The organism is Cohnella silvisoli (assembly GCF_021190915.1).
In the GTDB taxonomy this organism is placed as follows: domain Bacteria; phylum Bacillota; class Bacilli; order Paenibacillales; family Paenibacillaceae; genus Cohnella; species Cohnella silvisoli.
The window spans coordinates 197,229-209,817 of record NZ_JAIOAP010000014.1 but is presented as its reverse complement, the minus strand read 5'-3'; the positions used below and the strand labels follow the sequence as shown (position 1 = coordinate 209,817).

The 12,589-nt window shown below is 47.2% G+C and carries 16 protein-coding genes and 1 tRNA gene; 15 read left to right on the top strand and 2 right to left on the bottom strand.

Features of this window, described 5'->3' with window-relative positions; translation table 11 throughout:
* The first annotated feature begins 10 nt into the window (after positions 1 to 10).
* The 7 genes from mnmG to K7P76_RS23890 all read left to right on the top strand — a co-directional run bounded on the left by mnmG (position 11) and on the right by K7P76_RS23890 (position 7,285).
* Positions 11 to 1,912, top strand: a complete 1,902-nt coding sequence (gene mnmG / locus K7P76_RS23920; RefSeq protein ID WP_232187875.1) for a tRNA uridine-5-carboxymethylaminomethyl(34) synthesis enzyme MnmG — start codon at positions 11 to 13, stop codon at positions 1,910 to 1,912.
* A complete protein-coding gene (gene rsmG, locus K7P76_RS23915; RefSeq protein ID WP_232187903.1) occupies positions 1,912 to 2,655 on the top strand; it encodes a 16S rRNA (guanine(527)-N(7))-methyltransferase RsmG in 744 nt (247 codons plus the stop codon). Before mnmG ends, rsmG begins: the two co-directional genes overlap by 1 nt.
* A 291-nt stretch (positions 2,656 to 2,946) precedes the next feature.
* Entirely contained in the window at positions 2,947 to 3,762 is an 816-nt protein-coding gene (noc, locus tag K7P76_RS23910) for a nucleoid occlusion protein (protein WP_232187874.1), read from the top strand.
* A 113-nt stretch (positions 3,763 to 3,875) separates the two neighbouring features.
* Positions 3,876 to 4,649, top strand: coding sequence for a ParA family protein (locus K7P76_RS23905; RefSeq protein WP_232187873.1), 774 nt, complete (start codon positions 3,876 to 3,878; stop codon positions 4,647 to 4,649).
* On the top strand, positions 4,630 to 5,484 hold the full coding sequence (locus K7P76_RS23900; protein ID WP_232187872.1) for a ParB/RepB/Spo0J family partition protein: 855 nt from the start codon (positions 4,630 to 4,632) through the stop codon (positions 5,482 to 5,484). The genes K7P76_RS23905 and K7P76_RS23900 overlap by 20 nt, the downstream gene beginning before the upstream one ends.
* A 96-nt stretch (positions 5,485 to 5,580) precedes the next feature.
* Positions 5,581 to 6,753, top strand: coding sequence for an aminotransferase class V-fold PLP-dependent enzyme (locus K7P76_RS23895; RefSeq protein ID WP_232187902.1), 1,173 nt, complete (start codon positions 5,581 to 5,583; stop codon positions 6,751 to 6,753).
* A 40-nt stretch (positions 6,754 to 6,793) separates the two neighbouring features.
* Positions 6,794 to 7,285 carry a DUF4446 family protein gene (locus K7P76_RS23890; RefSeq protein WP_232187871.1) on the top strand — a complete coding sequence of 164 codons (492 nt, stop codon included), beginning with the start codon at positions 6,794 to 6,796 and terminating at the stop codon, positions 7,283 to 7,285.
* On the opposite strand, the gene yyaC is transcribed toward K7P76_RS23890, so the two are convergent.
* Positions 7,260 to 7,880, bottom strand: coding sequence for a spore protease YyaC (yyaC, locus tag K7P76_RS23885; protein ID WP_232187870.1), 621 nt, complete (start codon positions 7,878 to 7,880; stop codon positions 7,260 to 7,262). The genes K7P76_RS23890 and yyaC overlap by 26 nt on opposite strands.
* Before the next feature lie 109 nt (positions 7,881 to 7,989).
* Between yyaC and K7P76_RS23880 the strand changes: the two genes are divergently transcribed.
* The 5 genes from K7P76_RS23880 to K7P76_RS23860 all read left to right on the top strand — a co-directional run bounded on the left by K7P76_RS23880 (position 7,990) and on the right by K7P76_RS23860 (position 10,504).
* Positions 7,990 to 8,235, top strand: a complete 246-nt coding sequence (locus tag K7P76_RS23880) for a putative Se/S carrier protein (protein WP_232187869.1) — start codon at positions 7,990 to 7,992, stop codon at positions 8,233 to 8,235.
* Positions 8,236 to 8,256: 21 nt separating this feature from the next.
* Positions 8,257 to 9,120 (top strand): mechanosensitive ion channel family protein, encoded by an 864-nt coding sequence (locus K7P76_RS23875; protein WP_232187867.1) that lies wholly within the window; start codon positions 8,257 to 8,259, stop codon positions 9,118 to 9,120.
* 40 nt (positions 9,121 to 9,160) lie between these two features.
* On the top strand, positions 9,161 to 9,379 hold the full coding sequence (locus tag K7P76_RS23870) for a DUF951 domain-containing protein (protein WP_232187866.1): 219 nt from the start codon (positions 9,161 to 9,163) through the stop codon (positions 9,377 to 9,379).
* A 75-nt stretch (positions 9,380 to 9,454) separates the two neighbouring features.
* Positions 9,455 to 9,545 (top strand) — tRNA-Ser (locus K7P76_RS23865).
* A 110-nt stretch (positions 9,546 to 9,655) separates the two neighbouring features.
* On the top strand, positions 9,656 to 10,504 hold the full coding sequence (locus K7P76_RS23860) for an N-acetylmuramoyl-L-alanine amidase family protein (protein WP_232187865.1): 849 nt from the start codon (positions 9,656 to 9,658) through the stop codon (positions 10,502 to 10,504).
* Between the two features lie 274 nt (positions 10,505 to 10,778).
* Here the strand turns inward: K7P76_RS23860 and K7P76_RS23855 are convergent, their stop codons facing one another.
* Complete coding sequence (locus tag K7P76_RS23855; RefSeq protein WP_232187864.1) at positions 10,779 to 10,967, bottom strand: YjzC family protein; 189 nt, start codon at positions 10,965 to 10,967, stop codon at positions 10,779 to 10,781.
* Between the two features lie 177 nt (positions 10,968 to 11,144).
* Here K7P76_RS23855 and rpsF point away from each other — a divergent pair, with 177 nt between their 5' ends.
* The 3 genes from rpsF to rpsR all read left to right on the top strand — a co-directional run bounded on the left by rpsF (position 11,145) and on the right by rpsR (position 12,411).
* On the top strand, positions 11,145 to 11,432 hold the full coding sequence (gene rpsF, locus K7P76_RS23850) for a 30S ribosomal protein S6 (RefSeq protein WP_232187863.1): 288 nt from the start codon (positions 11,145 to 11,147) through the stop codon (positions 11,430 to 11,432).
* 66 nt (positions 11,433 to 11,498) lie between these two features.
* A complete protein-coding gene (gene ssb / locus K7P76_RS23845) occupies positions 11,499 to 11,981 on the top strand; it encodes a single-stranded DNA-binding protein (protein ID WP_232187862.1) in 483 nt (160 codons plus the stop codon).
* An 82-nt stretch (positions 11,982 to 12,063) separates the two neighbouring features.
* A complete protein-coding gene (rpsR, locus tag K7P76_RS23840; RefSeq protein WP_232187861.1) occupies positions 12,064 to 12,411 on the top strand; it encodes a 30S ribosomal protein S18 in 348 nt (115 codons plus the stop codon).
* Positions 12,412 to 12,589 lie beyond the last annotated feature (178 nt).

Here is a 12,589-nt window from a genome sequence, read left to right as displayed (position 1 = left end):
GGGAATCAGCATGACTTACCGTGCAGGAGATTATGATGTTATTGTTATCGGCGCCGGGCATGCGGGGTGCGAGGCTGCATTAGCTGCAGCCCGCATGGGCTGCGAAACGCTTTTGTTGACCATTAATCTGGATATGGTTGCGTTCATGCCCTGTAATCCGTCGGTTGGCGGGCCTGCCAAAGGTCACGTAGTAAGGGAAATCGATGCTTTAGGCGGAGAGATGGGCCGAAATATAGATAAAACCTTTATTCAAATGAGGATGCTGAACACAGCTAAAGGGCCGGCCGTACATGCGCTTAGAGCCCAAGCGGATAAATTTATGTATCAGCATAAGATGAAAGAAACGATTGAACAGCAAGAAAGGCTCACGTTACGTCAAGGTTTGGTCGAAGATTTAATGATCGAGGATGGAGCATGCGTTGGCGTTGTTACCAAGACAGGTGCAGAGTACGGAGCGAAAACCGTTGTTCTTACGACCGGTACTTATTTGCGAGGCAAAGTTATTCTTGGTGAGTTAATGTATGAGAGCGGACCGAACAACCAACAGCCGGCAGTTAAACTGTCGGAAGCATTGAAGCGCTGCGGATTTCAATTGGCGCGATTCAAAACAGGTACCCCTCCGAGGGTGCATGAGGATTCCATTGACTTTAGCAAAACGGAAATACAGCCGGGAGATGACAAGCCGAAATATTTTTCCTACGAGACGGGATATATGGCGCACTCGGAGCAGCAAATTCCTTGTTGGCTGACGTACACTTCCGAGGAAACCCACCAGATTATTAATGATAATTTGTACAGGGCACCGATGTTCTCGGGTTTAATCGAAGGAACGGGACCTAGGTATTGCCCGTCTATAGAGGATAAAATCGTCCGCTTTGCGGATAAACCGAAGCATCAGATCTTCTTGGAGCCTGAGGGTAGGAACACGAAGGAATACTACGTGCAAGGCCTTTCCACGAGTATGCCGGAAGAGGTTCAAATAGACATTTTGCGATCCATACCGGGTTTAGAAAAAGTCGAGATGATGCGTCCTGGTTATGCCATAGAATATGATGCGGTCATTCCAACTCAGTTGTGGCCTTCATTGGAAACGAAGATCGTGCAGAACTTATTTACAGCAGGCCAGATCAATGGTACCTCGGGTTATGAGGAGGCCGCGGGACAGGGGATAATGGCCGGAATTAATGCAGCGCGCAAAGTCCAAGGTGCCGAACCGGTTATTATTGATCGCTCGAAAGGTTATATCGGCGTCATGATTGATGATTTGGTTACGAAAGGGACGAATGAGCCCTACCGGCTTCTTACGTCTAGAGCAGAATATCGGCTATTGCTTCGCCACGATAATGCGGATTTGCGTCTAACGCCAATTGGATTCGAAATTGGTTTGATCACGGAAGCGCGTCATCAAAAATTTGTTGAGAAGAGAACGCGAGTAGAAGCGGAGATTGAGCGGCTTAAGGAAACGAAGTTCCGTCCTGACGAAACGGTGCAAGCGATGCTTGCGCAGGCGGAGTCGGCCCCGCTTAGCAATACGGTGGATGGTTTAACTTTACTTCGACGCCCAGAGCTTACTTATGGCCATCTGGAATCGTTAACACCGTCTCCAATCGAACTGTCGGATGACATAAAGGAACAAGTCGAAATTCAGGTCAAATATACGGGATATATCGAGAAACAACAAATTCAAGTCGATCGCATGGAGCGAATGGAGAAAAAGCGCATACCCGACAATATCGATTACGACATTATTTATGGTTTAGCGGTCGAAGCTAAGCAAAAACTCGGCAAAATTCGACCGTTATCTATCGGCCAAGCTTCAAGGATTTCAGGGGTGACACCGGCAGATTTATCGATTCTTCTCGTTCATCTAGAACATTATAATCGTGTAACAGCGGCGGCCCACGGATCATGATAGACACCATTCAAGTGCAATTTACGAAGCAGGTAGAGAAACTGGGCATCACATTGTCGGAAGGGCAATTGGCGCAATTCGAGTCTTATTATTCCTTGCTTATCGAATGGAATGAGAAGATAAATTTAACCGGCATTACGGAGAGGGATGCGGTGTACGAGAAGCATTTCTACGATTCGTTAACCATTGCCGGGGTCATACCTTTAGACAAGCAAAGCTCATTAGCGGATATTGGATCGGGTGCCGGGTTCCCATCCATCCCGCTTGCTATTGTTTTTCCTCATTTGCAAATTACGATTATCGATGCTTTAGCGAAGAGGATTAAATTCCTCGGGGAAGTAACCTCAAAGCTGGGCCTAACGAAAATATTATGCTTGCATAGCCGTGCGGAAGATGCCGCAAGAAAGAGAGAGCATCGTGATTGTTACGATGTCGTAACGGCTAGAGCAGTTGCAAGACTTTCGGTGCTTAACGAATTTTGCTTACCTTTCGTACGTACTGGCGGACTATTCATTGCGATGAAAGGAACGGACATCTCGGCAGAGCTGGACGAAAGTCGTTATAGCGCGGCTAAATTAAACGGTAAAATCCAAGACGTGAAGAGATTAACGCTGCCTTCTGAAGGCGCGGAACGGCATTTAGTCATTTGCATGAAGGAAAGTCCAACTCCCGCGGCATATCCTCGCAAAGCGGGGATCCCTATTAAATCACCGCTAGTTAAACCGAACACAGTTACTTCGTAACCCATACGCTTTATCAATTACAATGTTCCACGTGAAACATTACTCTCAAGTGAGAGTTATGTTTCACGTGGAACATTTTAACGCTTCCGGTTTGAGCGCAGTTGTGATACGGTTAGAAGGCCGTGAAAGTTTTTTCATAAGCAGGAGAATAGGGTTGGAATGGCGAATAGAATAGAATATCAGATAAGCGTGCCGCAAATACGCCACCTGGCGTGAATTGGCGGCGCTTTTTCGTCACTATGGACACAAAACTAACCGTCCTATCCTACTTAATGTGGTGATCCGAGAGAAATGAAAGAGCCATTCTCAAGACTGCTCGGCTTATCAGACCGTAGCAATCAGGAAGAAATCAAGCAAATCCCGGTTCGGGAAATTGTTCCAAGTCCTTATCAACCCCGATCCGTATTTGATGATGAACGGATTGACGAACTGTGTCAGACGATTAAGACGCATGGTGTCATTCAACCGATAGTCGTTAGAATTCGTAACGGTAAATTCGAAATCATTGCCGGCGAGCGTCGTTGGAGAGCTGTTACGAAGCTGGGTATGGAGCATATACCCGCAATAATAAGAGAAATTAACGACTCCCAAGCTGCTTCAGTGGCACTGATCGAGAACCTGCAACGCGAGGGTCTGACTGCATTGGAAGAGGCGATTGCCTACCAGAAGCTAATCGATTTGCATCAATTGACGCAAGAAAGCTTGGCACAACGACTCGGCAAAAGCCAATCGACGATCGCCAATAAAATTCGTTTGCTTCAATTAGGTGAATCGGTAAGAGCGGCGTTGTTCGAAAGAAAAATCACTGAACGTCATGGCAGAGCGCTGCTTTCATTGCCAAATGAAGAGATGCAAAACAAACTTCTAGGCGAAATCATTGAAAAAGAGCTGAATGTTAAACAAACGGAAACAAGAATCGCATTTCTGTTAGAGGCTACGAAACCGCAGAAGACGAAACGTTTCTCGTTTACCAAGGATGTACGTCTGGCATTAAATACGATACGGCAATCCGTAGATATGGTTACGGGGTCGGGGATTCCGATCAAAGCAAGCGAGAAGGATTGCGAGGATCACTACGAGATCATTATTCGGATCCCCAAACGATAGATCGAAGTGGGGACGTATGTGGCGCATAGTAATGCTTACCTGCGAGCGGATAGAGGGTAAGTGTTGTATAATGCAATGTCCGCTGTAGGCGATAAACATTGAGGTGAATTAGGTTGTCCAAAATTATTGCGATTGCCAATCAAAAGGGTGGTGTTGGTAAGACAACGACATCGGTTAACCTTGGCGCATGCTTGGCTTCACTAGGCAAAAAAGTACTTATCGTTGATATCGATCCACAAGGCAACACGACGAGCGGTATCGGAATCAACAAAGCAGACGTCAATTATTGCATATACGATGTGTTGATCAACGAAGTACATCCTAAACAAGCCGTGGCGGATACAAGTATACCCAATCTCAAGATCATACCTGCAACCATTCAATTGGCAGGTGCGGAAATTGAGTTAGTGCCAACTATGTCCCGTGAAATTCGACTCAAGAAGGCATTGGCGCTAGTGCGATCCGAGTTTGATTATGTATTGATCGATTGTCCGCCTTCACTGGGGATTCTCACAATCAATTCGTTGACGGCAGCGGATTCTGTTTTGATCCCGATTCAATGCGAGTATTATGCGTTGGAGGGACTAAGTCAGCTTCTAAACTCGATCAGACTCGTCCAAAAACATCTGAATACTTCGCTGCAAATCGAAGGCGTTCTGCTGACGATGTTCGATGCGAGGACGAATTTGGGTATTCAGGTTATTGAAGAAGTAAAAAAGTATTTTCAACAAAAGGTGTACCAGACCGTTATTCCGCGTAATGTAAGGCTTAGCGAAGCGCCATCTCATGGTCAATCCATTATTACTTACGATCCAAAGTCTAAAGGCGCCGAGGTTTATCTCGAGCTGGCGAAGGAAGTGATTTCGTATGAGCAAGCGGCTAGGTAAAGGATTGGACGCGCTAATCACCTCCCTTTCTATTAAAGAGGATGATAAGATCGTTGAAATCCCTTTAACGCAACTGCGAGCTAATCCCTATCAACCTCGTAAAACCTTCGAAGAAGAGGCCATTAAAGAGTTGGCTGAATCTATCCGCGAGCACGGGGTCATCCAACCTATCGTTGTAAGGCAAGCGTTAAGAGGTTTTGAGATCATAGCCGGCGAGAGAAGATTTCGTGCATCCCAGTTACTAGGTAATGTGACAATCCCGGCAGTCGTAAGAGCGTATAACGATCAACAAGTGATGGAAATTGCATTAATAGAAAATGTGCAGCGCGAGGATTTGAATTCGATAGAGGTTGCAATTGCCTATCAAGCGATCATGAATCAATTCAAACTTACTCAAGAGGAACTTTCGCTGAAGGTCGGCAAGTCCCGCTCGCATATCGCGAATTTTCTTCGCTTGTTATCGCTCCCGGACGAGATCAAGGATTATGTTTCACGTGGAACATTATCCATGGGTCACGCGCGCGCATTAGCCGGAATTAAAGATGATGCGGCAAGGCGGCAGTTAGTAAAACAAACCGTTGCGGGTGAGTGGAGCGTTCGCGAGCTGGAAGAAGCCGTTCAGAAATCGGAAACCAAAGCAAACGTGAAAGCAAAGACGAAGTCAAAGGCGAAAAAACGGGACCCGTTTATCGAAGAAATAGAAGAAACACTGCGCGAGAAATTTCAAACAACCGTCCGAATAAAGCCGAACAAAGATAAGGGAAGAATAGAACTTTCCTACTTTGGGCAAAGCGATCTTGAACGATTGCTAGAGTTACTAAAAGCGATGGCATAATATGTGAGGCGATAGCATACCCAAGTTGTAATCTTCCCAGGGAAAGATTAAACTAAGGTATGCTATCGTTGCGTTAGGACGGTGAATAATAAAACAATGGACAATAAACCGATCATATACTTAGATAATGCCGCAACAAGCTGGCCGAAACCGCCTGCCGTATGGGAAGCGATGGAACGAAACATGCGGGAGAGCGCAGCCAATCCAGGCCGCGGAAGCCATGCAATGGCGGTTAAAGCGAGCAGGGTTGTATTTGAAACGCGTAAACGTATAGCACGGTTGTTTCGAATCGGCAATCCAAATGATATCGCATTTACAATGAATACAACTCATGCTCTGAATCTTGCGATACAAGGGTTGTTGCAGCCGGGAGATCATGTTATTGCAACTTCGCTTGAGCATAATTCAATAAGGCGGCCGTTGGAGGCGTTGAAACGCAAAATAGGCATCGAAGTTACTTATATCTCAACAGACGTAAAGGGATTTCTGGATGTAAAGGCTGTAGAAGCAGCGATAACGGCAAGGACTAAACTAATTGCCGTCACGCACAACTCTAACCTTCTCGGTACAATAGTTCCTGTCGGGGAAATCGGTGCAATTGCGCGCCGTAGAAATGTGAAGCTGCTAGTAGATTCCGCACAAAGCGCGGGAGTGTTACCCATAGATGTTGAGGATATGGGCATTGATATGCTTGCGTTCCCGGGTCACAAAGGATTGATGGGTCCGCAAGGCACAGGCGGGTTGTACATTCATCCGAATTTGGAATTAGAGCCTTTAATGCAAGGCGGTACAGGTAGTAAATCCGAAGCGCCAGAACAACCTCATATACGCCCGGATCGATATGAAGCGGGCACTCCGAATACGGTCGGATTGGCAGGGCTATCGGAAGGCGTTCAATATATTATTAAGGAAACGCCGCAGGCCATTCATAATAAAGAGCAGCAATTAACCTTTGAATTAATGGAAGGCTTGCAACGAATACCGGGCGTCACCTTGCTTGGCCCAGACATCGGTGAAGAAAGAACGGCAATCGTATCTTTCCTATTAGAAGGAGTAGATCCTTCGGAGATGGCTTTCTTACTCGATCAACAATTCGGGATTGCGGTAAGAGCGGGGTTCCATTGTACGCCTCTGGGGCATGAAACTGCGGGTTCCTATGAGACAGGCGCTGTTCGCGCGAGCCCGGGATATTTTACGCAGAAATCGGAGATCGTATCAATGATTGAAGCGGTAAGCGAAATCAATCGTAAGCTTAGATTTGGGAAATAAGAGAAATGAAATGCAAGAGATAATGGGGGAGACAGAAATAATGAACGGTTGGAACGACCAAATCGCAATGGCGATTGCTGCAGGAGAAGGGCTGCTGCTCTTGATCTTGTTCATATGGCTCGGTGTATATGCAAGCAAACTGCGAAAGTTGAAATCTGCGCATCATAAGCTTATGGGCGAAACGGGCGTGAATAACATGGAGGACGTCATGCATGTGCTTCATGAACGGCTTTCCGCCTTGGAACATAATCAGAATAATCAGGGCGAAAAACTGGTACAGCACGAAAAACGCCTTTCGTCCCTAAAGGGACGAATCAGCGTCCATCGGTTTAACGCGTTCTCGGATTCGGGAAGCGATCTAAGCTTTTCGATTGCTTTCGTAAATGATGATCAAGACGGGGTCGTTATTACGGGCATACATGGAAGGGAACAAATGTTCCTGTATGCAAAACCGATCGATAAAGGGCAATCAGCGTACATGCTTACACCGGAAGAGAAAACGGCTATCAATCTGGCAATGCAAAAGGGATAATCGTGCTGCTGCGAGTATTATGTACTGCGGTTATCAGGCTTTGAGCGATGATCTCGGACATTTTAACGACAAGGTTTAAACGTGTGTTCTGCAGGACAAAGTATTCCATGAAGCCGCCGACATTTACGATGCCGGTCATATGGATATCTCCAACGGGGGGCAGCTCCTTATTAACGCCTGCTCCTGGACGCACGGGGCCAGAGCCGACCTGAATGCACCCTACACTGGATACTTGTCCGAGACAAGCATCTACGGCGATGACGAAAGGCTGGCGTGACGTTCTCATGATCTTGAGCAGAGTATCTCCTAAGTTCATGGCGTGAACTGGTTCATCCAAAGTCCCGTACAAATCAAATAAAGAGCTGTATTCACGGGATAGAGCCGTCCCGACCAATGGACCCAGAGAATCTCCGGTTGAGCGGTCCGTGCCAACGCAGACGATGACAATACGACGATCCACCGGTAAAGCTTCCAGGTAATACTCGAGCTTCTGGGACAATCGATTTAAGACAGTTGGTTCGTTAAAAGGAATCTTTAAAGAGAGCGCCGCTGATTCCGGTGCGGAGCCCGGACGTTTCTCCCACGCGCCGTTCATTCGTCCGATTCGCCTCCTACCCTAGTATGCTACTAGTATATGGACGGAACGGCTCATTTATACTTGTATGGTCAGAAAGGATTAGTTTTATAGGCGGGAGGTATTCGTTATGGAGTCTCTCTTGATTGCATTTGATTCCACACAGCAGGCACTGCGGGCTGAAATGCTGCTGGAATACGCGGAAATCGAGATTGATATATGTCCGACACCTAAAGAAATTACGGCGGGATGCGCGTTATCCATAGCGTTCCCAAGCGCCGAGTTATTGCAAGTGAAACAAATCATCCTCTCAGAACATGTTGAAATCCGAGGGTTATTCGAGAAAACGTCCAATGGCTACGAAGAGGTTCATTGAAATAAAGGAGATTTAAGACCTATGCGTGCTTTGATCGCTATAGAACAGACTGCACCAGACGGCAATCTTTGGGATCATTTCGTTGATCGCATGTGGAATATGATACGGGATACGGAAATGTGGACGTCGGCTTCAATGGTGCTTTTACGGATCTTTCTTATCATTATATTAAGCCGGCTGGCGTTGATCACGCTCAATCGCATTATTGATCATGCAACGAACGAGAAGAAATCGAAACGGTTAAAGCTGCGGACAAGGCGGGTGCAGACCGTAGGCCGGCTTCTGAAGAACACGGCTTCGTATACCCTTAATTTCATTGCGATATTGTTAATTCTAGGCGAGTTCCATATTCAATTAGCCCCTTTATTGGCCGGAGCGGGAGTGCTCGGATTAGCCATCGGATTTGGGGCGCAAAGCTTGGTTAAAGATGTGATTACCGGGTTCTTCATTATTTTAGAGGATCAGTTCGCGGTCGGAGATGTCGTTCAGACGGGGGCATTTAAAGGGACGGTTGAAATGATCGGCCTGAGGGCAACGAGAATCAGAAACTGGACCGGCGAAATCCATATCATCCCTAACGGGCTCATTAACGAGGTTACTAACTTCTCGGTTAATCAATCGTTAGCGGTAGTCGATATTACGATAGCTTATGAGGACTCCGTTGAAACATTGGAAAATACGATCCGGACCGTGTTAACGAAGCTCAACGACAAGAACATTACGAAGACACCTGAGTTGCTTGGCATACAGGCGCTGGCCTTAAACCAAATGACCTTAAGAATAACGGCGCAATGTAAGCCCAACTCCGCATCGGAAGTTACGCGATTGATCAATACGGAATTAAGAAAAGCATTTGATGCAAAACGGACAGAAGTAACCTCTTAGAGAGAGCGGAATAGTGCACTGCACGAACGGGGGGATCGCAATGGAACGGAAAGCCTTTGAGCTTGGAGACGTCGTACTCATGAAGAAACAGCACCCTTGCGGAGCTAACGAAATGGAGATCATCCGCATGGGGATGGACATCCGCATTAAATGCGTGAAATGCAAGCACAGCATTTTACTGCCTAGGGCCAAGTTCGAGAAGAGCTTGAAAAAGGTGCTGAGATCGGCAGAGGGCGGGCAATCGGCGGTTGATGAATAGCCATTAGCGCTTTGAATATGGAGATTCGGACCAGTTGCAAGCGCAAAGTAAATGTGATATCATATTTCTTGCTGCGGAGAGGTACCCAAGAGGCCCAAGGGGGTTGACTCGAAATCAACTAGGCGTCGCGAGGCGTGCGTGGGTTCGAATCCCACCTTCTCCGCCATCCCTTATATTGAATGCTAATAACCTTCTACTCTCGAATGGGTGGAAGGTTTTATTGTTGTGTCTATAGAACATAAAAGGATAGCGACATGAGTAGAGGTGCAGGTAACGATGCGTAAATTTCTTAAAAAGAACGGCAAAGCTATGATCATTGGATGGTGTTTATTGTTCATTGTGACAGGTTGTAACACTTATTCCAGTGGAAAATCGGAAATCAGGGCCGTGGCGTTAAACGCTAACCGGATTGATAACCTTACAGCACTAAAGGGTGACCAAGCGAGTAAGACAAAGAAACCAGTGATCTGCATCGAGGCTGGCCATCAGAGCAAAGCAAACATGAAGCTTGAGCCGATTGCGCCTGGCAGTAAGACGATGAAAGCGAAGGTCATGGGGGGAACGCGAGGAATCAAGACCAAGAAACCGGAGTATCAATTGAACTTGGAGGTTGCCCTTAAATTAGAGAAAGCCCTGACAGGGGACTACAAGGTTGTAATGGTGCGACGCGATAATAAGGTGGATATTTCGAACAGCGAGAGGGCCGTCTTCTGCAACGATGCCAAAGCGGATGTCATGGTACGGATTCATGCGGACGGCAGCGACAATCCGAACGTGACGGGAATGACCTTCTTCTACCCCTCATTCGATAATCAATATACGAAACCGATCGCCAAGCGCAGTATGGAAATAGCAAAGACTGTTTCCAAGCAAGTGATTGACGAGACGGAAGCAAAGCTGAATGGCGTCAGATCGCGCGGAGACCTTACCGGCTTCAATTGGGTTAAGGTACCTACAATTCTGATTGAAATGGGTTTCATGACGAACAAAAAGGAAGACGCGTTAATGAGCAAACCGGACTATCAGGACAAGATTGTCGCGGGGATCAAGAAGGGGTTGGATGTTTATTATAACCGGAACGATAATGAGACTAAAAAAACAAAGAACCCTTCGCAGGGTTCTTAGGGCGACGTGTAATGAGTTGCATTGAGATCGTAACCATAACGTTGCTGATATAACTCAGCGCTTCGGTATTCCGGAATTCTCTAACACTGCGTGTTACAGATGTGTGTCTTTAGCACAACCCTCCGCTTCCCTACTCCGAAAGGAACGCTTGCTCCTGCTGTTGTTGCACCCAGTCGTTCAAGGGAACCACACCTCTCGTTTAACGTCGCCGAGATATAGAATGGCTCAAATGATCACGCAATATACATGTTGATAAGAAAAAACGATCGCTCATTTAATGAAATTGTTTCATCTTTTTCCACTTGCGGTTGTGATTCGTTGTTTCAGGAAAAGGCTGACCTTTACGCAGTTCGACATGCTGGGGATCCTTAATATTCATGTGGAAGGAATCCTCTCCGACCTCCATATACTTTCCGTCGTTCGGTGCCCGCTGTCCCGGCTCGAATTGAGTTTGTTCACCCATTGCCATCACCCCCTGTCCTATAGGATAGTGTAGCGCGAAATTCCTTGCGATATTCGGGCTGTTGTGATAAAGTATTCAGGCATGCGACTGAATGCATGCTCCTTGCTCCCCTGCCGATTGACAAGCTCGTCGGTATACTAAGAGGGGGGCCAATGACCTTAAGGAGGTGAACGGAAGATGCGCAACTACGAGTTGATGTACATCATCCGTCCGGACGTGGAACAAGAAACCGTTCAAGCTGTCGTGGAAAAATTCCAGGGCATCATCGGGAACGGCGGAGAGATCGTGAAGCACGACATTATGGGTAAACGTCGTTTGGCTTACGAGATCAACAAACACCGCGATGGGACGTATGTGTTGGTTCATTTCTCGGCGCCGTCGACAGTTGTGACGGAGTTGGAACGCGTTCTGAAGATTACGGATGAAATTATCCGTCATATGATCGTCAGAGAACAAACCGCGTAAGCCACACAGCTACCAGGCGGTTATCCGCCGCAAGCCTTTATGTCATGTTAGTGGAGGGAAGCCGCGATGTTGAATCGAGTTATTCTCATAGGACGCCTAACCAAGGATCCCGAATTGCGTTATACGCCTGCAGGCGTCGCTGTCACCCAATTTACGCTAGCGGTAGACCGTCAGTTCTCCGGCAGCAAAGAAGAGCGCGAAGCGGATTTTATTCCGATCGTAACATGGAGACAGCTAGCCGAGACGTGTGCCAATTATCTTCGTAAAGGCCGTCTGGCCGCAGTAGAAGGCCGCATTCAGGTGCGCAACTACGAGAACAACGAAGGCCGCCGTGTTTATGTTACGGAAGTCATCGCCGACAACGTTCGATTCCTGGAATCAGCCAACCGCGAGGGCGGCGGTCAAGGAAGAGACGAGGGCGCCAGTGGCTCAACGAACGCAAGCGGAGGCAATCGCAACTCAGGCTCTCGCAACAGCGGCAACAATAGTGATCCCTTCGCAGATGACGGAAGACCGATAGATATATCGGACGATGATTTGCCATTCTGAGTCCTGACATCATATCTAAGTGCGTAACTTGTGCAGGTAGTATGGTGAGTCAGGAAAAAAACCATGACAGGAGTTGAAATAAATGAGCGAACAACAAGCAGCAGCACCAGCAGAACGTCCAGCGCACAGCCGTCCAAGCGGCGGCGGTGGAGATCGTGGCGGAAACCGCGGTGGCGACGGCGAGCAACGCGAGCCTCGTAAATTCCGCCGTGGCGGACGCAACAAACGCAAGAAGGTTTGCTACTTCACGGTGAATAAAATTACTCACGTGGATTACAAAGAGTTGGACTTGCTTCGTAAGTTCATCAGCGAGCGCGGCAAAATTTTGCCACGTCGCGTGACGGGCACGAAAGCGAAGTATCAACGTATGTTGACGGTAGCGATCAAACGCTCCCGCCAAATGGCTTTGCTTCCTTACACGACTGAGTAGTAGTACCGCATATAACAAAATCGACGCTGCCGGTATCCCGGCGGCGTTTTTCTTTTTTCCGAACTGGTTTAACTTGGACTGTGTGGAATCATTTCTATTTGTTTAATTAAAGAACAGGCACGAATTGTAACTATAATTGCGTTTGAATCGTATATTAGAAGTCCAGAGAAATTTAAAA